General features: G+C 55.2%; 16 protein-coding genes. All 16 read left to right on the top strand.

Annotated elements, in window-relative coordinates; translation table 11 throughout:
• Positions 1–84 precede the first annotated feature (84 nt).
• Positions 85–1035 carry a DUF1177 domain-containing protein gene (locus tag MKY59_RS02715; protein ID WP_339275857.1) on the top strand — a complete coding sequence of 317 codons (951 nt, stop codon included), beginning with the start codon at positions 85–87 and terminating at the stop codon, positions 1033–1035.
• Positions 1036–1100: 65 nt separating this feature from the next.
• A complete protein-coding gene (locus MKY59_RS02720; RefSeq protein WP_236417532.1) occupies positions 1101–1769 on the top strand; it encodes an AroM family protein in 669 nt (222 codons plus the stop codon).
• Between the two features lie 32 nt (positions 1770–1801).
• Positions 1802–2749: an aminopeptidase gene (locus tag MKY59_RS02725; RefSeq protein WP_339275859.1), complete on the top strand. Its 948-nt coding sequence runs from the start codon at positions 1802–1804 to the stop codon at positions 2747–2749.
• A gap of 232 nt (positions 2750–2981) precedes the next feature.
• Positions 2982–3632 (top strand): aspartate/glutamate racemase family protein, encoded by a 651-nt coding sequence (locus tag MKY59_RS02730; RefSeq protein WP_339275861.1) that lies wholly within the window; start codon positions 2982–2984, stop codon positions 3630–3632.
• A gap of 371 nt (positions 3633–4003) precedes the next feature.
• On the top strand, positions 4004–5545 hold the full coding sequence (locus MKY59_RS02735; protein WP_236417529.1) for a PucR family transcriptional regulator: 1542 nt from the start codon (positions 4004–4006) through the stop codon (positions 5543–5545).
• 309 nt (positions 5546–5854) lie between these two features.
• The gene (locus MKY59_RS02740) at positions 5855–6865 is read left to right on the top strand and encodes an ABC transporter permease (RefSeq protein ID WP_236417527.1); all 1011 of its coding nucleotides are present in this window, start codon (positions 5855–5857) and stop codon (positions 6863–6865) included.
• 27 nt (positions 6866–6892) lie between these two features.
• Positions 6893–7795: an ABC transporter permease gene (locus MKY59_RS02745; protein ID WP_339275863.1), complete on the top strand. Its 903-nt coding sequence runs from the start codon at positions 6893–6895 to the stop codon at positions 7793–7795.
• 363 nt (positions 7796–8158) lie between these two features.
• Complete coding sequence (locus tag MKY59_RS02750) at positions 8159–9742, top strand: ABC transporter substrate-binding protein (protein WP_236417523.1); 1584 nt, start codon at positions 8159–8161, stop codon at positions 9740–9742.
• Between the two features lie 108 nt (positions 9743–9850).
• The gene (locus MKY59_RS02755) at positions 9851–11173 is read left to right on the top strand and encodes an ArgE/DapE family deacylase (protein WP_339275864.1); all 1323 of its coding nucleotides are present in this window, start codon (positions 9851–9853) and stop codon (positions 11171–11173) included.
• A gap of 54 nt (positions 11174–11227) precedes the next feature.
• Entirely contained in the window at positions 11228–12208 is a 981-nt protein-coding gene (locus MKY59_RS02760; RefSeq protein ID WP_236417519.1) for an ABC transporter ATP-binding protein, read from the top strand.
• Positions 12205–13167, top strand: a complete 963-nt coding sequence (locus MKY59_RS02765; protein ID WP_339275865.1) for a dipeptide ABC transporter ATP-binding protein — start codon at positions 12205–12207, stop codon at positions 13165–13167. The genes MKY59_RS02760 and MKY59_RS02765 overlap by 4 nt, the downstream gene beginning before the upstream one ends.
• A gap of 518 nt (positions 13168–13685) precedes the next feature.
• Positions 13686–14387 (top strand): dihydroorotate dehydrogenase electron transfer subunit, encoded by a 702-nt coding sequence (locus MKY59_RS02770; RefSeq protein WP_339275868.1) that lies wholly within the window; start codon positions 13686–13688, stop codon positions 14385–14387.
• Positions 14368–15300 carry a dihydroorotate dehydrogenase gene (locus tag MKY59_RS02775; protein ID WP_339275869.1) on the top strand — a complete coding sequence of 311 codons (933 nt, stop codon included), beginning with the start codon at positions 14368–14370 and terminating at the stop codon, positions 15298–15300. The genes MKY59_RS02770 and MKY59_RS02775 overlap by 20 nt, the downstream gene beginning before the upstream one ends.
• A gap of 287 nt (positions 15301–15587) precedes the next feature.
• The gene (locus tag MKY59_RS02780; protein WP_236417511.1) at positions 15588–16019 is read left to right on the top strand and encodes a chemotaxis protein CheW; all 432 of its coding nucleotides are present in this window, start codon (positions 15588–15590) and stop codon (positions 16017–16019) included.
• A 253-nt stretch (positions 16020–16272) separates the two neighbouring features.
• Complete coding sequence (locus MKY59_RS02785) at positions 16273–19479, top strand: DEAD/DEAH box helicase (RefSeq protein WP_339275870.1); 3207 nt, start codon at positions 16273–16275, stop codon at positions 19477–19479.
• Between the two features lie 52 nt (positions 19480–19531).
• Positions 19532–20317, top strand: a complete 786-nt coding sequence (locus tag MKY59_RS02790; protein WP_339275872.1) for a hypothetical protein — start codon at positions 19532–19534, stop codon at positions 20315–20317.
• Positions 20318–20481 lie beyond the last annotated feature (164 nt).

The following is a 20481-nucleotide window of genomic DNA, read 5'->3' on the forward strand; positions in this document are numbered from 1 at the left end:
TGGCAAAGCGGCACATTGTGACCGGCTTCTCGGCTGCGTTAGACTTGATCACAAGATATAACAGCTTAGAGAGGATGGGTAGCGATGCCACTTCAAAAAACATTGTTGGCACTTGAAGCGCTCGACAGCGCTTACGTTAACGGGGAGTCGGTGAAACAGCTGTTTGGCGCTTATCCACGCGTAACGGTCGACGTTATGACGGTGCAGGGAGAAAAGGGAAGCACCGACTTTGTGAAAGTGGTTGTGCCTGGTAGCGAAGGTAAACGATCTGGCGGACAAGCTCCGACGATGGGCATTGTGGGCCGTCTCGGCGGAATCGGTGCGCGCCCAAGCCGCATCGGTCTTGTTTCCGACGCCGACGGAGCAGTAGCTGCTATTGCAGCGGCATTAAAGCTGGCGGATATGCAAACGAAGGGAGATACGCTGAAAGGCGACGTGATCGTCACGACGCACATTTGCCCGGATGCCCCGACATTGCCGCATGAGCCGGTTGATTTCATGGATTCCCCTGTGGATATCTTGCAAATGAACGAACACGAGGTTTTGCCGGAAATGGAAGCGATCCTGTCCATCGACACAACGAAGGGCAACCGCGTTATCAACCACAAAGGCATCGCCATTTCGCCGACGGTGAAAGAAGGGTACATTTTGCGCGTCAGCGAGGACTTGCTGCGCATTATGGAAATGACAACAGGACAACTTCCCGTGACATTCCCGGTGACGATGCAGGACATTACGCCTTATGGCAATGATCTGTACCATATCAACTCCATTTTGCAGCCGGCAGTAGCTACTCATGCTCCGGTTGTGGGCGTGGCTGTAACAGCCCAGTCGGCTGTGCCAGGTTGTGGAACCGGTGCGAGCCATGAGGTGGATATTGCCAGCGCCGTACGTTTTGCAGTTGAAACGGCCAAGGAGTTTACTGCTGGTATCTGTTCGTTTTATAACGAGTCGGAGTATGATCGTATCCTCGGATTGTACGGGTCGATGAGAGTGCTTCAAACCGCAGGTGCGCAGACCACTCCGGCCGTTTGATAACATGAATTGTCCGGTCTGCGAATTTGGGAGAAGGGTGAATTGTTTTCGAAGGAGTTGATGACATGAAGCAATTGGGCATGATCACCATTGGCCAAGCTCCGCGGACGGACGTCGCGCCCTTGATCGAAAAATATTTGGAAGGCAGAGCGGAGCTCGTGCAATGCGGCGTGCTGGACGGTCTGACCGCGAAGCAAATTGCCGAGCTCGCCCCTGAACCCGGGGATTACGTGCTGACGTCCCGGTTAAAGGACGGCAGCGCTGCCGTGGTGGCTAGAGAGAAAATCCGGCCGCTTCTCGATGGAAAAATACGCGAACTGGAGACGCTCGGCATTCGAACAATCCTGTTGCTGTGCACAGGCTCCTTCCCTGGGTTGCACGCCAACCGCTCCCATCTGATCGAGCCGGACCGGATCATTCCCCCAGCGGTGCAGGCGCTGGCAGATGGCCGCAGGCTGGGATTGATTGGCCCGCTGCCCGAACAGGCGGGACAGCTGGATTTGAAGTTTTCCACCCTTGTTCAACCTGCCTTTGCTGCCGCTTCGCCGTACACGTCGGGCGAAGCGGAATTTCGCCAAGCTGTGGAAACGCTGAAGGGGAGAGTGGAACTGATCTTGCTTGACTGCATGGGATATGACGAACGCCATCGCGAATGGGTAAGTAAGGCAGCCGCAGGAATCCCGGTCATTTTGTCGAATGCTCTAATGGGCAAACTCGTCTCGGAGACCGTCTGAGCCGGTAGTTTGACATAGGAGGAGGCAATACAATGAATCAACAACAGATCGAAGTGAGTAAAAATGTACTGGTCCAGTGCCTGGGACTCCGTCCCGGAGAGACGCTGGCCGTTGTGGCTGATGACGCAAAGCGGGAGCTTGCGGAATCCATCTATGAAGCAGGCAAGGAACTCGGAGCAGAAGCGATGCTCCTGGTTATGAAGGAGCGCAGCAGATCCGGCGAGGAACCTCCGGCACCGATCGCCGAGGCGATGGCGCGTGCCGATGTGGCCGTGTGTGTAACGCGCCATTCGGTAACGCACACTCAGGCACGCAAAAATGCGGCGGCTGCCGGCACGCGGGTTGCAACCATGCCAGGTATGACGGAAGACATGTTCCTGAACGGGGCGATTACGGCGGAATATACCCAGGTCAAAGCGCTGACTGAAAGGGTAACGGACATGCTGACAGCGGGCAAAGAAGTCCGGATCGAGAAGGAGGGCAGATCCTTGTCGTTCTCGATTCATGGTCGGAATGGCGTGCCGAGCACAGGGATGTACCTGAATCCTGGAGAATCGGGCAATTTACCTTCGGGCGAAGCTTACATCGCGCCAGTTGAAGGCCAGGGAGAGGGACGGATCATTGTGGACGGTTCGATCGCGGGTATCGGAGCATTACCTGAACCGATTGAGTTGACCATCGAGGGAGGACGCTTGATCGCGGCAACAGGCGAGAACGGCAAAAAGCTGCTTTCCGTTTTGGGAGATGGCTACGGCCGTTATCTTGGTGAATTCGGAATTGGAACCAACAATAAAGCGAGAATTACCGGTGTTGTGCTGGAGGACGAAAAAGTATATAGCACCATTCATATTGCATTTGGCAGCAACAATACGTTTGGTGGAACCGTAGCTGCCGGCGTTCATATTGATGCCGTTGTGCAGAAGCCTGATGTATATATTGATGATGTCCTAATTATGCGTCAAGGGGAGTTGCAGTCTTAGGCTCGTGCTGGTGCTGGTGCAAGTTGGCGCATCAATTCGATCCAGCAAATCCAGGGATATCCACAACATGTCCAGGGATGTTGACAGCAATCGCGATTTACGTCAGCTTTACAAACAAGTACACAATATATACACAGGATATCCACAGTTATACACAGGCTGGTATAGGTTTATAAACAAGATACCGCTACTATATCCACAAGTTATGCACAAATTGGGGAGGAATATGTGAATGCTGGGTATCATTCGAGTAATTACGCTGCAAAATGATGAAGATATTCACAAACATGGGTCTTTGATCGAAGCGAGATATGGCCTTCCCGTGCTTAGCCGCTGTATTCCGGAGCAGTCTCTTGGCGTGTATGATGAGGAAACCGAAGCTGAGTCTGTTCCCAAGATCCTCAGTCTGGCGATCGAGCTCGAAAGGCTGGGGTGTTCGGCTATTGGCATTAGTTGCGCGGCTGACCCGGCACTTGCCGAGACTAGGAAAGTGGTTCGTATTCCTGTGTATGGTGCAGGGTCCTGCGCTGCACATCTTGCATTAACGTCTTCCAACCGGGTAGGTGTTCTGACCATTCTGGAAGAAGTACCAACACGTATCCGTTCTATTTTGGGAGATGCATACATTGGCATGGATCGCCCGGAAGGCGTCGTGACTACCGTGGATCTGAATACGCCTTCGGGAAAGCGTGCAGCTCTTGATGCAGGAATGCGCCTGCGCGAACGCGGGGCTGATTCGATCGTACTGGCATGCACAGGGTTCGCCACCATGGGCTTTGCCTCGATTGCTGAACAGGAATTGGGCATCAGGGTGCTTGATCCGATTCTGTCGCTGGGGGCGGCAGTTTCCGCATCGTGTTCGGATGCATCGGTACAGACATGAAGAGGTTTGGATGGAGATATCCACAATGGAACAAATATAGATCTAGGCTGATTTGGTTATGAGACAGCGTTGACCTACGGGGACTGATCCTCGTCCGTCAACGCTGTTTTTTAATGCTCTAAAGTGAGATGGCCTATTATTATTCCGAGTAAAAGTGTCGCACGGGAAAAATTATTTTCAATGTTTGATAATGCGTATAACAACGTGAAAATCATTATGATTTTCATTGAAACTGTGTTCTTATATTTCATATAACATATATTCCCTTTTTGTTTGCATCATGAGTCTGGTACACTTACATGAAAATTTGAGGTATAAGTAATAAAAGTTAACATCAAAAGGTGTCCATTCCGGATCAGGGGGCGATTGACTTGAGAACAACAGGGGTTACTTTGCGGGAATTACTCCACATATCGATTCTGGGGAAAGCAAAAATCATCAGCGGCAGTCAAGGATTGGATCGGGTTGTAAGGTTTGTGGACATTATGGAGGTGCCTGATTTAAAGGGATGGCTGAGAGAGGGTGTTCTGTTGCTGACGACGGCTTATTCCATCCGGCATGATCCAGCTATCTTGGGCGAATTGGTTCATACGATGAACGAGGCAGGTGCCGCAGCGCTAGCCATCAAACCGGCCCGATTTCTTAAAGAAATCCCGGCAGAGGCCATAGAGGCAAGCAATGCGTGTGGCCTGCCCATCATCGAAATTCCGCCGGAAATTCCCTATATGGACATTACTCAACCTGTGATGGAGCTGGTTCTCGATCGGCAAGCGGCGCTGCTCCGGCGCTCGGAAGAAGTATACCGGACGCTGACCACAATGGTGCTGGAGAACAGCGGCATTCAAGCGGTTGGTGACAATATTGCTGACCTGCTGCAGGCCCCTGTTGAGGTGTTGGACAATGCCGGGCGGACGATCGTATCATCTCCTCCGGATCATGATTGGCAGAAATCGGACGAATCGCTGCTTGCTTGGGAAATTAACGTGGATCGGCGCCGAGTTGCTCGGTTGCTGGTGGACAAGCAGGCGCTGGATGACATGGAACAAGTGGTGATCGAACAGGCGAGGCTTGTCCTGTCTCTGGAGTTGATGCGGAATAAGGTTGCCGAAGACACCGAACTGCGTCTCAGGGGTAATTTTATCGACGAGCTGATGACTCCGCCTATGCTGTCGAGGCATGAAGCGGAAACGAGAGGGCGCAAGTTGGGTATGAATCCCGGGCATATCTGGGAAGTGGCTGTCATCGAAGGAGAAGCGGAACCGGACGAGGAGTTGTTGGCCACCCTGTTGGATCGCGAAGCGCGGCGACGGGGTGTTGCGCCGCATATCGAGTTTCGCTCGAACCGTGCCGTGTTGTTTCTGCCGACGCCTGAGTATATGCAGCATGGGCGCGATGAAGAGGGAGATGCGACCTGGAGCGAGACGATTACAAGCTGGATGGAAGACACGTCCCACCGGCTCGGGACTTTCCGGGCAGGGATCGGCAGCAGGGTGTATCTATGGAACATGCATCAAAGTTATGGCGAAGCACGAAATGCATTAAGGGTCTCGGAGAAACTATGCACGTCCACTACAACGCGGTTTGAAGACGTCGAGGCGTATCATCTGCTTGGCGAAACGACGGCATCGGCCCCCGGTTATGAGGCGTTATTCGAGCGAAAGTTGGGCAAGTTGCGTCAATATGATGAGGAACATGGCGGCGACATGCTCCGCACCTTGTTCTACTATTTGGAGAGTCGCGGCAGTCTGATGGAGACGGCAAGCAGGCTCTACATCCATCGGAATTCGGTCAAATATCGGTTGGAACGCATCAGGGACATTGTCGGATTTGACCTGAATCACCCTCGTGAGCAATTCGTGTGCCACCTGTGTCTCGTATACCACTATCTCCGGCAAGGACAGGAGGAACTGTGAACAACCTGTAACTGGATGATATGGAAAATGTATATGTAGAGCGAGGCTACCTGTGAAAAGGGTGCAAGATGGTCATTAGATTCATTGGTGTTATTAAATATGACATAAAGCGATGATATTAGTGCACAGCCGACAAACGGTTGTGCATTTTTTTAGCTGAATTGGACGTAGTTCGACCCTCTGAATCTATGTAAAATAAGCACAATTACTAAAGAAGAGACGATAATGGCGGGAATCTTGACATGACATTGTCTGCTCGACACAACATGACAGCAAAGTGAGGACAACAGAGGTAAAGGGGTTGATCGATTGTTAGCTTATACGGTCCGAAGGTTGCTGCAGATGATCCCGGCACTGCTGGGCATCGTAGTCATTACGTTTATTCTGTCCAGGGTGCTGCCCGGGGACCCCGCGCTCGTGATGGCCGGGGAACAAGCGACCGATGACGTCATTAACCGGATTCGGCAAGACATGGGGCTGGACCAACCGTTATTCGTACAGTTTTTTACGTATGTATGGCAGCTGCTTCAGGGCGATCTGGGCTTCGCCTATCACACGGGCCATACGGTAGCGAGCGATTTCGCCTCGCGCTTCCCGGCAACGATTGAGCTGACGCTGGCCAGCATCGTAATCGCCATTTGCGTCGCCATTCCGGTGGGCATTATAGCGGCTACGAAAAAGGAATCCTTCATCGATCACATTTCCAGAGTATTTTCGTTGATTGGTGCTTGTGTACCGATTTTTTGGCTGGGTCTGCTGTTCATCTACATTTTCTACTCGATTCTCGGTTGGGCACCTGCACCGATGGGCCGCATCAGCGGCGACCTGAATCCGCCGACCCATATTACCGGGATGTACGTACTGGATAGCCTGCTCAGTGGTGACATCGTTGCATTGAAAAGCAGCTTGGCCCATTTGTTGCTTCCGGCGATTTGCCTGAGCACGGGCACGATGGCCATCGTGGCCCGCATGACCCGTTCAAGCATGCTGGAAGTCGTCGGGCAGGATTACGTACGGACTGCGAGAGCAAAGGGGCTCAGCGAGGCTTCCGTCGTGGGCAGGCACTCCTTGATCAATGCCCTGATTCCGACGTTGACGGTGCTTGGCCTTCAATTTGGCGGATTGATGGGCGGAGCGGTCATTACAGAAACGATTTTTTCCTGGCCCGGGCTAGGCGGTTACGTCACAGACTCGATTCTGGCTGCGGATTACGCGCCGATTCAAGCTTTTACACTCGTCAGTGCGATCCTGTTCTGTTGCATCAATCTGATCGTTGATCTGGTCTACGGCCTGATTGATCCGCGAATTCGTTATGAATAAAGATGCCGTGAAAGGAGGATACCCGCTGTGAATACTGCTGCGCCAACAACACTGGGAAGTTCAAAGCCGGTACAAGAAGCCGCTGCCAAACCCAAAACCTTTCTGCGGCTGCTGCTGCGCAATCGGCTTGCGGTCGTAGGCCTGACCTTTATCGTCATGTGGACGGTGATTGCGGCTGTCGCCCCTTGGATCGCGCCATATGATCCTTACGCAACAAACACTGCGGTTAAGCTGCAGGCCCCTTCCGGCGAGCATTGGTTCGGAACGGACAATTACGGCCGCGATATTCTGAGCCGCGTGCTCCATGGAGCACGCATCAGCATATGGACGGGCCTGATCGCCGTCGGCATTTCGTTTCTGATCGGCGTTCCGCTCGGCGGAATCGCTGCCTACTATGGCGGTCGGATGGGGAACATCATTATGCGGCTGATGGATGTACTGCTGGCGTTCCCCTCCTTGGTCCTGTCGATGGCGATTGCGGCATCCATGGGCAACGGTTTGACCAGCGCAATGATCGCCGTCGGCGTTGTCGGCATTCCCGAGTTCGCCAGACTGATGTATGGGCAGACGGTATCGCTGCGCGAGAAGGAATACGTCGAAGCCAGCCGGGCCATCGGGGTGAAGGATCGTACGATCCTGTTCCGCCACATTTTGCCCAACGCGCTTGCGCCCTTGCTTGTGCAGGCCACACTCGGGATGGGTTTCGCGATTTTGACCGCATCAAGCCTCAGTTTCCTGGGGCTCGGCGTCAAGCCGCCAACGGCCGAGTGGGGCGCGATGATCTCGGAAGGCCGCGAATACATTATTTCCGGTCAATGGTGGCTGGTGACTTTCCCGGGTCTCTCCATTGCAACTTCGATTTTAGGCTTCAATTTGCTGGGAGACGGATTTAGGGATGTATTGGACCCAAGGTTGCGTTCGGGCAGATAGAGGGGAATTATCGCGGGTTCGCAACATGCTGCTTGCTTGGACCTGCTTGAAGTCCCTGAACCTTGCTCGTTGAATATGAATTTCAAGACGTGGATTGTACCGGTTGATATGCATGTTGGAGACTTGCGTCTTCGAGGCATACATCCGGAACCACGGCTGGGGCTCTGCGAGGATGGAGCGGGGAGGTGTATAACCTCTTACTCTATTTAAGCACCGCAACAACGCTTCACAGTTTTAAATATAAAGGCGTAGAGAGAATTCAACCTGCTGTAATGCAGCCAGGATTGGGATGCGGGCGTGACCCGCGAATCCGACCTGGCTGCAGTCCAATCAAGAGATGGTCCAAATGGGGAGGAAACAGACATGAACAAACGCAAATGGTTTTCTGCAATGATTGCCCTTACCGTCGTGCTCAGCGGCTGTGCCAGCAATGCGAACCAGCAACCGGCAGCAACGGGCACGGGAGAGACAACAAAACCCGCACCAACCTTGACAGTGGCTTATTCAGAGGGCGGAACAACGATGGATCCGGCAGAAGCCAACGATTTAACCTCGGATACGCTGGTACTCGCTACTTATGATCAGTTGGTCACTTACGGGGTGAAAACGGTCGATGGCGGAGAAGTGGCCGATACCGAGAACATCCAGCCGATGTTGGCGGAGAGCTGGGACGTGTCTGACGACAACGCGACGTACACATTCAAGCTCAAAAGCGGCGTGACGTTCCAAAGCGGAAATCCGGTGAACGCGGATGCGGTCGTATATTCATTTGAACGGGTGAAAAATTCAAGCTCGGGCAGCTTTCTGTACGGCATGGCCGATATCAAAAGCGTGACCAAGATCGACGATTCGACCGTCGAAATCGCGCTGAACAAGCCAAACCACATGTTTACCCAAATCATTGCCATGTACACCTTCTCCATCGTGGACCAAAAGCTGGTCGAGGAGAAAGGTGATGAATATCTCAAGACCAATGCGGCCGGTTCCGGACCATTCTCCCTTGAAAAGTGGGATCCGGCGAGCGAGGCCGTATTCCAAGCCAACAACGATTACTGGCAGGGAGCGCCTCAGCTGGGCAAAGTCACGCTGAAATTCACGAAAGAAGCGTCCAACCGGGTACTGCTGCTGAACAAGGGCGACGTGGATATGGCGATTGAAATTCCTCCCAAAGACGTAACGGCCTTGCAGGAAAACAGCGATCTAACGATTGCCTCCAATGCGAGTAACCGAATTCTGTTCTTTGCAATGAATAACAATGTAAAGCCGTTCGACAACGAAAAGGTGCGGCAGGCCATCTCATACGCCATTCCTTATGACCAACTGATCAATGACGTCATGTATGGACAAGCCAAAACGATGAAGAGTGCGGTGGCGAGCAATACGCCGGGATACACGGATGCGGGTTACGTCTACGAATACAATCTCGACAAAGCCAAACAATTGCTGGCCGAAGCCGGATATGCAGACGGATTCAGTTTTGACTTCACGCTGGGCTCGGGCTTTGACGATTGGGAATACGACGCCGTATTGATTCAGGCCGAGCTTGCCAAAATCGGCGTCACGATGAACATCAACAAGGTGGCGCGTGCGCAGTTCCTTGAACAGCAAAAAGAAGGCAACCTGGTATCTTATATTTCCAAATGGACCTCCTTTGTCAATGATCCTGGTTACCATCTCGGCTTCCTGCTCTATGGCGAAGGTTCCTCCAACTATATTCACTACAACAATGCGGAAGTGAACAAGCTGTGGGAGGAAGCCGGTGCCGAGCCGGATGCGGATAAACGTAACGAACTGTACGGAAAGGCGCAGGAAATCATTACAACGGAAGCGCCTTGGGCGTACTTGTACGAGTACAATCGCGTCGTGGGCATGAACAACAAGATCAGCGGATACGTGTATTACCCGGATGAAGTGCTGCGCTTCTATCCGCTTAGCAAAGGCGAATAAGAAGGCAGCGAAAGCGGACGGGAGACAGGCGGACAGCCTGTCTTCCGACCATTTGCCGCATGTCCTTGCTTGCATAACCATATCGGAAATACGGAGAGGAGCCTGACCATGATGGATTGGAAAAAGAAAGTGCTGGATGCGATCGAGGAAAATCAGGACGAGTTGCTTGAGCTGTGCTCCAAGCTCATTCAGTTCCCGACCGAAAACCCGCCGGGAGATTCCCGGGAAATTAGCGCGTTTATCATCGAATACCTGCATCAGGCCGGGATCGGCACCAAGGTGCACGCAGCAACGGAAACGATGCTGAACCTGGTCTCCACGCTGAAGGGCACAGGCGAAGGGGACGAAGGAAAACATCTGATCTTCTGTGGTCACACGGACGTTGTTCCTGCGGGCGATTTATCCCGTTGGGATTTCGATCCGTTCGGCGGCGAAATTCGGGACGGGTACATGCTTGGACGCGGAGCTTCTGACATGAAAGGCGGGCTGGCCGGCCTGATATTCGCCACAGCAGTCCTGGCCAAGCTGGGCGTACCGCTTCGCGGTGATCTGTCGCTCATGATCGTGCCGGACGAGGAGACCGGCGGGGATCTGGGGGTGCCTTGGGTACTGGAACGCGGGCTTGCCACCGGAACGGCGGCTGTCATTGCCGAACCGTCCAGTCCACAGCATCCGACGATCGGACAGAAGGGCAGCTGCTGGTTCGAATTTACGGTGGAAGGCACGCCAGGCCATGGCAGCTTGTCTCCGGTCGTGGGAGAGAACGCCATCGTAAAGGCGGCGAAAGGCATCGAGGCGCTGCAGCGGTTGTGGGATATCAAACCAAACATCCCTGAAGAAGTGAAAGAGATCATCGGCATTTCGCAGCACTATGCGAAGGAACGAGAGCAGGCGGGGCTGGCTTATCAGGTATTCGATCACGTGACGGTGAACATCGGAACCATTACGGGCGGTACCAAGGTCAACGTGGTGGCTGATCGCTGCACGGTGCAAGTGGATTCGCGGGTACCGTTCGGCGTTGATTACCGTGACGTTCTGGACCGGGCTCGCTCCCTGCTGCTCGAAGCAGGCATCGAATCGGAGCTGAAGCCGTTCGGTTTTCAAGGAAACGCCAACTGGACTCCACCGCATGAACCGATCGTAAGCCAACTGGTCGAGAGCATTGAAGAGGTGAGTGGCGAAGAAGCATACGGCGTGCTGCAATGGGCTTCGAGCGATGCGCGTCATTTCCGCAACCACAACATTCCTGTACTGCAATACGGCCCTGCCGAGTTGTCGACCATCCATAATTTCAACGAAAAGGCGCCGGTATGGCAAATTATCCAGTGTGCCAAGGTGTACGCGCTTAGTGCGCTCAAATATCTCGGCGTCGAAGGCATGCAAGATTCAGATCGGTCCGTATCTGCAGCCTCGAAAGTTTCTTCGTCATAAATCGTATCTTCGTCATCATTAAGCATTTCATCATCGAATTGGGAGGGGAATAACATGACTGCACTGCTCGAAGTGGCGGATCTGCGAACGGAATTCATCACGGACCGAGGAGTTATTCGCGCCGTGGACGGGGTGAGCTTGTCTGTGCGTCAGGGAGAGACGCTGGGCATTGTCGGCGAATCAGGTTGCGGCAAAAGCATTACCTCGTTGTCGATCATGCAGCTTCTGCCCAAACGCATCGGCCGCGTCGCTTCCGGCGAGGTTCGCTTTCAGGGCAAGGACATGCTTAAACTGTCCGGTCGGGAAATCCGGAAGATCCGGGGTAACCGGATGGCGATGATTTTTCAGGAACCGATGACCTCGCTGAATCCAGTGTTCAAGATTGGCAAGCAAATATCGGAGTCGGCGCGGTATCACCTGAAACTGGGCAAAAGAGAAGCCTGGGAACGTTCGGTCGACATGCTGCGCAAAGTGGGGATTCCCCGTCCCGAGAAAATCGCGGACCAATATCCGCATCAGTTGTCTGGCGGCATGCGCCAGCGGGTCATGATTGCCATGGCCATGGTGTGCAATCCGCAATTGCTGATCGCCGACGAACCGACCACGGCACTCGACGTGACGATTCAGGCACAGATCCTCGACCTGATGCGCGAACTGCAACAGACCGAGAACATGGCGATTGTAATGATCACCCATGACCTTGGTGTCGTAGCCGAAATGTGCGACCGAGTCATGGTGATGTATGCGGGACAAGTGGTCGAAGAGACCGATGTCAAGACGTTGTTCTCCGATCCGAAGCATCCGTACACCCGCGGGCTTCTGGCTTCGTTGCCGCAGCTCGCCGGCGATCAGGACAGGCTTTCTTCTATCCCGGGGCAGGTTCCGAATCCGGCACAGATGCCTGCAGGCTGCCGTTTCGCTCCGCGTTGCCCGGTGAGGGAAGAGCGGTGTGAACGGGTACAGCCCGAATTGCTGGAAACCGTACCCGGACACCGCTGCCGTTGTTTGCTTCAACAGGAAGGGGGATTGCAATGAGCGCCATTTTGGAAGTTCGCGATCTGAAAAAGCATTATCCGATCCGTAAAGGTTTGTTATCGAAACAGGTCGGCGCGGTAAAAGCCGTGGACGGCGTAACCTTGACGGTGGAACGTGGCGAGACGCTTGCTGTGGTGGGTGAATCGGGCTGCGGCAAATCAACGACGGGACGTGCCATTCTGCGTTTGATCGAACCGACGGACGGCGAGGTGTTCTTCGAAGGAAAGGACGTGCGCAAGCTGGCACCGGAGCAATTGCGGCGTTTCCGCACCGATATGCAGATGGTGTTCCAGGACCCGTATGCATCGCTTGATCCGCGTTGGACCGTGCAGCGTACGCTGGAGGAGCCATTGCTGACCCATCACAAGCTGGGAAAAAACGAACTGAAAACCCGGATCGAAGAGCTGATGGAAGTCGTCGGGTTATCCCCATATCAAGCCCATCGGTTTCCGCACGAATTCTCGGGCGGGCAAAGGCAGCGGATTGGCATTGCGCGCGCGCTGGCGCTCAATCCGAAGTTCATCGTATGCGACGAGCCTGTTTCGGCGCTGGACGTATCCATACAGGCCCAGGTATTGAACCTCATGCAAGACCTGCAGGAACAGTTCGGCCTGACCTATATGTTCATCTCGCATGACTTGTCCGTCGTTAAATTCATCAGCGACCGCGTGGCGGTCATGTACCTTGGCAAAGTCGTTGAGCTTGCGCCTACGGCAGAGCTGTTCTCCGAGGCACTCCATCCCTATACCAAAGCGTTGATGTCTGCCGTCCCTGTTCCTGATCCCGAAGCAAAAAAAGACCGCATCGTACTGGGCGGCGACGTGCCCAACCCTGAGAATCCGCCAACTGGCTGCACGTTTCATCCCCGTTGTCCTTATGTCAAAGAAGAATGCCGCTCTGCGATTCCGGAGCTGCGGGAGATTTCCCCGGGCCGTCAGGTGGCGTGCCATTTGTATTAGCAAGGAAAACCGTTCGCGTTATGCGCTGGACGGTTTTTTGGTTATTGATCGTATCGGTTTTTTTATGTTCTGGAGGCTGAGACGATGTAAAAGAAGAAGAAGGGGCTTTTAGCCTAGTTTCTTATAATATATGTCGATGATAACTTAGAGAACAAATACACAGGTTATGCACATGATTTAAATACATATGCACATATATCAACAGGTTTATTCACAGGTTGTGGGTAATTGTGCACAAGTTATTCACAATCCGGGGTTATTGATACAAAAATATAGTGTTTTTCCGAGTGATATGGGGACAAGCAGAGTGAAATTGAGTGTTATCCACAGAAAAATGGGAAGTTGCCGTTGTCCCATGAGAGAAAAATAACGGACCCGCCTTTGGAACTGGTTGTAGCAAGAGATGTCGAATGATGTAAGGAACATATTGGATCGGTGAACGGTGTTCACTTATGAGGAACGTCACGTAAACTTGGCCGGTTATGCGATATAGTGGGTGGTTAATGGGGAGGGATGGTATGGCGAAGTTGATTTCCAATGAGGCGATTGTTCCGGATGTTCATGTTATGAAGGTAGAAGGGAGCTTCGAGGGCAGGATGGGGCAGTTTTATATGCTGCGCGGCCGGCACGGTTTCCCGCTGCTTGCGAGGCCGATCAGCATATATGATATCGCGAAGGAGCACATTTCCTTTTTGTATCGGGTGGTTGGCGAAGGGACGCGCATATTTGCCCGGATGCAGCCAGGGGAGGAATTGGACCTGGAGGGACCGTTCGGCAACGGTTTTCCGCAAGTGGACGGAAGCTTGGCGCTGATCGGCGGGGGAATGGGAACAGCTCCGCTGCTGCTTGCCGCCAAACGATATCCGGATGCCCACGTGTATCTGGGATTCGCGGAGCAAGCTTTCGGCGTTGAAGCATTCGAGGCAGCATCGTTGTCCGTAGCCGTTCAAATCGGGGGAAGTATCATCGAACGGGTTGATCCGGCACATTATGCGAACATGTTTGCCTGTGGACCGGCCCCGATGCTAGGGGCGCTTGCCCGCAAAACGGCGAATACGCCGGCAAGGCTGTATATTTCCGTTGAACAGCATATGGCATGCGGGATCGGTGCCTGTCTCGGATGCACGATCCATACTGCCGCGGGCAGCCGCAGAGTATGCAAGGAAGGTCCGGTTTTTCCAATCGGGGAGGTGGGACTGCATGAGTTCTTTGGCATGTAACATTGCAGGGGTAGCTATGAAAAACCCGGTGGTGATGGCATCGGGAACGTTTGGCTTTGGAAGAGAGTATGAGAGGTTCTACCCTCTGGACGTTTTGGGAGGCATCGTCGGCAAAGGGCTGACCTTGCATCCCAAGCCGGGCAATACAGGCCTGCGGATTCATGAGACGGCTTCCGGCATGCTCAACAGCGTAGGGTTGGAGAATCCCGGCGTATCCGCATTTTTGGAGCATGAATTGGATGAGATGATCCGCTGGAACACGGCGGTGATTGCCAATGTGGGTGGTTCCGATCCGGAGGAGTACGTTCGGGCCGTCACGATGATATCGGAAAACACGAAGGAGCGCGGCGCGACAGGACGCAGAGGCGTGGACATGCTGGAGCTGAACATCTCTTGCCCCAACGTCAAAGAGGGAGGCATGCAGTTCGGCATTCAGACCGAGACGGCCCGGGATGTCGTCCGCCAAGTCCGGAATGCGACGTCCCTTCCGCTGATGGTCAAGCTGTCGCCCCAAGCCGAAAATATCGCGCGGATGGCAGCCATGTGCGAGGAAGAGGGCGCCGATGCGGTTTCGTTGATCAATACGTTTTCGGCGATGAAAATCGATGTGCGCAGACGCCGAAGCGTCTTTGCGAATACTTATGCAGGGCTATCGGGGCCGGCCATTAAACCGATTGCCCTCCGCATGGTTCATCAGGTGGCGCGGGCCGTATCGATTCCCGTGATCGGCATGGGAGGCATCCGGTCCGCCGAGGATATCATCGAATTCGTCATGGCAGGCGCAAACGCGGTCCAGGTGGGAACGCATAATTTTGTTCGTTTGCGTGCAGGGGCGGAACTGGTGCGGGAGCTTGAGCAGTGGATGCTGCAGGAAAAGGTGTGCGATTTGGAGGAAATCCGGGGGATTGTCTAAATTATGGAATGCCAGAGGCGGATTCTGCCGAATGTTGACGAGGGCATGCGATTTGCAATTGGTTTAGAAGCATGCTGACTCGTGAGGGACTTGACCATAGGCCCTTGTACAAAACGGCGCCAAAAACCGACAATTCAGTCTTGATTTTGAGAACGGGTATGGTAGACTTCACCTTAACAGTAACTGCTTTATACTATAGAAAGCGTCCAGGGTTTTGGAAGCAAAGCCGTTAAGGCCAGAAGTATTACGCTACATAATTACGAAATCCGAAAGGGTATGGACAACTTATGAATGACGAAATTCAGTATATCCATTTCTCCGTGGGAGAACAGGTCTGCGCGCTGCCGATTCACCAAGTGCATGAGGTCATTAAAATGGTCCCGATCACCTCAAGCCCGTTCAACACCGGCGCGGTAAAAGGGTTTGCAACGCTGTACGGCAAAGTGGTCTCCGTGGTCAGCTTGCGTGCATTGCTGGGCATTCCCGAAGATGAAACCACGTCTTCGAACCGCATCATCGTTGTCCCTTATCAAGGAGCAAACGTGCCGCTTATCGTGGATTCCGTGGATTCCATCGTTTCCTACAAAGAGATTGTGGAGCCGTCGGAGAAGTACAATCGCTACATGAAGGGAGCGTTTAAGGGAATCGCGCACGCGGAGGATCATGAAGCGGGCATTCTCGATTTAGACGTTATTCTGGGCGACCTGCCGAACGCATAACCTGCCGAACGCATAGAGAGAATTTTCAAAAATCAGACCGCATACCACATATGAACCTAGCGATGCTCCTCTCCCGACCGGGAAGGGGCATTTATTTTTTGGGGTAAGTGGGGCGGCAACAAAATGCTGCCGATATGGTTGTAAGCCATGGAGAGGGGCCAAATCTGTTTTTTTTGTTTGTAGAGGTTTTTAAATCCAGGCATTTTCGTATATGATGGAGAGTAACAATGCAAAGGAATGACGGGAGACTGTAATGATGCAATCGTTGTATGGAGTATGGCTTGGTGACGTATTTTTTTGTTTTTCCGGAGAAACATCGGAGCCGCGCGTGGACGCGTGGAGTCATGTGGTGAGAAGGCTGAGCTTCGGCGACGGGGGTCGTCTGCTTCAGCCTGCCGCCCTGCGCCTGGCAGAGCTGCGCTGGCCGAATCCGATGAGGAATGCGTCGGAAGCAAAGGGAACGAGGCGTCGACAGCTGCTCGGCCGCACGTTGGAAGGTTTGGCTGTTTCGCCGAGGGATACATTCAAGCTGTTGCTTCATTATGACGAAAGCATTCTGAACGCAGCGGGCATCCAACCCGGGCAAGAGCTTGCCTATTGGGTCAAGGCCGCGAGGTTTGCGCAGGAGCTCCTGCTGCGCGGGGAAATTGCGCCGTCTGCCGAATTTGCAGCCAAAACGGGAGCCAGACGCCGTTCCGGCCAGGAAACGCTGACGGGGATTTGGAGACCGCGTCTCGTGCAGAAGGCGGACGCGGAACGTTTCCGCGAATTGGCGGAAGCGATGCCGCCCATCGGTTTGTCGGCTCCGGGAGTATATGCCTCGATGGAGCCGGAAACGCGCCAGGAAGCGGCGGCGGCCGTACTGTATTCTTTTATGAGCGGAATGATTAACGCCTTCGTCACGAAAGAGCTTGAAGGCATGGATAGTGAAATGTCCCGCTACCGCACGCCGTTCCGGCGGGGAATTTCACCGGTGAGCGAGCTGTGGTGGAATAGCCTGATTTCCATGTTCCGTCCGGTAACGGTGCAGGGCTCGACGGAGGAAATGGCCGAGTTCATCGATACCGTTCAGGAGGCGGGCGGTACGATGATGCCAGTGGTGCGCAGCGAAGAGCCGGTTCAGAACGAGGGCGAGTTGAAGCTCGCTCTTCGTCTGGAGCCGCCGCTGGGCGACCAGGAATCGTCATGGGGCATTACGTTTTGGGCAGAGAGCGTGCAGGAGCCGGGAATCAGGCTGCCGGCAAAGGCCGTATGGGCGCATCCTGAGAAGGATCTTCATCGGGGCAGGATTACCTACCCGTCCGTCGCGGAGCAGTTTTTGATGGCGCTCGGGCGTGCGGGGGAGCTGGCCCACGAACTGGAGGCCGCTTTGCTGCGGCCGTATCCGGAAAAAATCGAGCTCGAGCCGTTCGTCTTTTTCGAATTTTTGACGCATGGCGTGCCGCGGCTGCAAAAAGCGGGCGTGACGGTGCTCATGCCTTCCCGTTGGACGCGTTCCGGCAAACGGCGGGCGGGCCTGCGCCTGCAGATGCTCGGTTCCGGGACTGAACGGGCGCCCGGCTCGCCTTCAGCGCTTGGCATGGAGCAGTTGGTGGCTTTCAAGGCGGAGCCGATGCTCGACGGCAAACCGGTAACGGCAGAGGAGCTGGCCGCGCTTGCGGAAGCGACCGTGCCTTATATCATGTTCCGCGGCGAATGGATCGAAGTGGATACCAAGGAAATTCGCCAGGTGCTGCGATACATGAAAAAAGAAGAAGAGCAGTACATGCCTCTTTCCGAATGGCTGCATCTGGTCGCCGGAGAAGGAGAAGACGCCGCATGGAAAGGATTGTCCGTATTCGGGGCGGAATCGGAAGGCCTGCTGTCCTTCCTGCTCGACGGGCAAGTGCTGCGCAGCATTGAACCCCGCACGGTGCCCGAAGAGCTGCACGGGGAGCTTCGTCCTTATCAGGAACGGGGGTATCAATGGCTGTCGGCCATGCGCGAGCTTGGCTTCGGCGTATGTCTCGCAGACGACATGGGGCTTGGAAAGACCATTCAGGTGATCACCTGCCTGCTCGATTTGAAACACGAAGAGAAACAGATGGCGGCTGAGGAAGCGAATGAGCAGGACAATCTTGGTATGGGTTACGATGGGCTGAGGGAACGTACGGATTCAGCCTTTTCCGGGCAGGAGGGTTCGCCTGCATTGATCGTTTGTCCGACATCCCTGCTGGGGAACTGGCAGCGCGAACTGAAACGCTTTGCCCCCGATTTGTCCCTTTACATTCATCATGGCGGACAGCGTCTGCATGGGGAAGCATTCCGGGCAGAGGCCGGCGGGCATGACATCGTGCTGACCACGTATCACCTGGCAGGCAGGGACGGCCCGGATTTGGCTTCCCTGCATTGGTCCACCGTTGTGCTGGACGAAGCGCAGTATATCAAAAATTACCGCACCAAACAGGCGCAGAGCGTCATGCGTTTGTCCGCGCCGCATCGGATCGCGATGACAGGCACGCCTGTTGAAAACCGGCTGAGCGAGTTATGGTCCATCTTCCAGTTTCTCAATCCGGGATATTTGGGCACGGCGACATCGTTCCGTCAGCGCTACTCCGGTGCGGGCACAGCGGAAGAGAACAGCGCGGCATTGCGCGAACTGCACCGTTTGGTGTCCCCGTTCATGCTGCGCAGGCTCAAAAGCGACCCGGATATCCGCAAGGATTTGCCGGAGAAGCTGGAACTGAAGTCATACTGCTCCCTGACGCCGGAACAGGCCGTGTTGTACCAGCGGGTAGTCGATGAGCTGATGGGCGGTTTGGACGGTCGGGGCGGCATAGCCCGCAAAGGGATCGTATTGTCTTCGCTCACGAAGCTGAAGCAAATTTGCGACCATCCGGTGCTGATCGATAGCCAGCGTAAAGACCATGCCAAGAACGAGGCGTCGGGCAAAATGGAACGCCTGCTGGAGCTGATCGATGCCATACGGGACAACGGAGAGTCCGCGTTGATCTTTACCCAGTACGTCGCTATGGGCGAGCTGCTCGTGTCGCGTTTGGCTCAAAGGTACGAGGAAGAGCCTTATTTCCTGCACGGCGGCGTTTCGAAGGCTCAGCGGGACGAAATGGTCGATACGTTCCAGAAGGGGGGAGGACCCTCCCTGTTTGTGCTCTCGCTTCGCGCAGGCGGCGTCGGCTTGAACTTGACCCGGGCAAGCCATGTTATCCATTATGATCGTTGGTGGAACCCGGCTGTGGAGAACCAGGCAACGGATCGCGTATTCCGGATCGGACAGAATCGCAACGTGCAGGTTCACAAGCTGATCTGCCAAGGAACGCTGGAGGAACGCATCGATGAGCTGATCGAGAGCAAAAAGGCGCTCTCCGAGCAGGTGGTCGGCTCCGGAGAGAACTGGCTGACCGAGATGTCGGACGAGGAACTGCGCGGCCTGATCTCGCTCCAGGGAGAGACTTGGCTGTAGAACAGGACCCGGGCAGTCGGCTCGGGATCAAAGAAGCGAAAGGGGGATGGATGTGAGCGATCAATGGAACGTGCAACTGCAGATGCAGCCGTCTTCCGCTCCCGGGGCGTGGACGGCGGAAGTAAGCCCCGCATCCGGGCATCATGCCGGGATGCAGGCAACTGGAGCGGAGCCGGACCTGGCGGATTCCGGCGCCGGCCCGTTCACGGTGACGGTCGTGCAGGCGCATCTGGACGCCGGCGCCCGCGCCGCCCTGCTGGCCGAGCTGCGTCGGCGCCCGCAGACGCTGTACGCGCTGCTGCGCGGCGGCCCGGCCCCGGCAGAGCTCGCCGGGCTGCTGCCGGCGGCGCCCGAGGCCGGCGCGTGCACCTGCGGCCGCGCAGGCTGCGCCCATGCGGCGGCCGCCGTGCGCGCCGCCGCGGCCCGCTGCGCGGCCGAGCCGCTGCAGCAGCTGGCGCAGGCCGGCCTGCCGCGCGAAGCGCTGCTCGCCGGCGTGTTTGGATCATGGGCCGAAGCTCTGGCCGATGATCCAAACGGCGCCAGCCGCGCCGCGGAGACGGCGGGCCGCCCGCAGGCGCGCGGCGGCGAAGGCGGCGCGGCCGTCGGCGAGTGGATCGCCGAGGCAGCCGCTGACGGCGCGCTGCACCAGCCCGGGCCGGGCTTCGGCGCCGTGCAGATGCAGCTGGCCGAGCCGGGCAAGCCCCCGGCACTGCCGCAGCTGGAAGCGCTGCTGCCGGGCAAGCCGGCGGCAGCAGGCCTGGCTCTGATCCGCGAGCGGGTCGCCGCGCGGCTCTGGCAGGCTGTCCGGCCGCAGAAGGACAGCAAGGCAAAGACGTGATATCGGGGTTAAACGAAGCGGGAGATGCGCAAGCATCCCCGCTTGTTCGCATTGGACCAGGGGATGCCCTAAAAGGCCGAAAACGGACCCATACGGCCGTCCGTACGCCATGATGAGAGGAGAAAACCTCTCAAGGATGGCATTGCCGGTGGAGGTTCGCGTTC

This window comes from Paenibacillus sp. FSL W8-0426, assembly GCF_037969725.1.
Lineage (GTDB): Bacteria > Bacillota > Bacilli > Paenibacillales > Paenibacillaceae > Paenibacillus > Paenibacillus hubeiensis.

Excerpts from the sequence above, each read along its gene's own strand:
- MKY59_RS02715 (WP_339275857.1), top strand. The coding sequence starts at position 85 with ATGCCACTTCAAAAAACATTGTTGGCACTTGAAGCGCTCGACAGCGCT.
- MKY59_RS02720 (WP_236417532.1), top strand. The coding sequence starts at position 1,101 with ATGAAGCAATTGGGCATGATCACCATTGGCCAAGCTCCGCGGACGGAC.
- MKY59_RS02725 (WP_339275859.1), top strand. The coding sequence starts at position 1,802 with ATGAATCAACAACAGATCGAAGTGAGTAAAAATGTACTGGTCCAGTGC.
- MKY59_RS02730 (WP_339275861.1), top strand. The coding sequence starts at position 2,982 with ATGCTGGGTATCATTCGAGTAATTACGCTGCAAAATGATGAAGATATT.
- MKY59_RS02750 (WP_236417523.1), top strand. The coding sequence starts at position 8,159 with ATGAACAAACGCAAATGGTTTTCTGCAATGATTGCCCTTACCGTCGTG.
- MKY59_RS02755 (WP_339275864.1), top strand. The coding sequence starts at position 9,851 with ATGATGGATTGGAAAAAGAAAGTGCTGGATGCGATCGAGGAAAATCAG.
- MKY59_RS02760 (WP_236417519.1), top strand. The coding sequence starts at position 11,228 with ATGACTGCACTGCTCGAAGTGGCGGATCTGCGAACGGAATTCATCACG.
- MKY59_RS02765 (WP_339275865.1), top strand. The coding sequence starts at position 12,205 with ATGAGCGCCATTTTGGAAGTTCGCGATCTGAAAAAGCATTATCCGATC.
- MKY59_RS02770 (WP_339275868.1), top strand. The coding sequence starts at position 13,686 with ATGGCGAAGTTGATTTCCAATGAGGCGATTGTTCCGGATGTTCATGTT.
- MKY59_RS02775 (WP_339275869.1), top strand. The coding sequence starts at position 14,368 with ATGAGTTCTTTGGCATGTAACATTGCAGGGGTAGCTATGAAAAACCCG.
- MKY59_RS02780 (WP_236417511.1), top strand. The coding sequence starts at position 15,588 with ATGAATGACGAAATTCAGTATATCCATTTCTCCGTGGGAGAACAGGTC.
- MKY59_RS02785 (WP_339275870.1), top strand. The coding sequence starts at position 16,273 with ATGATGCAATCGTTGTATGGAGTATGGCTTGGTGACGTATTTTTTTGT.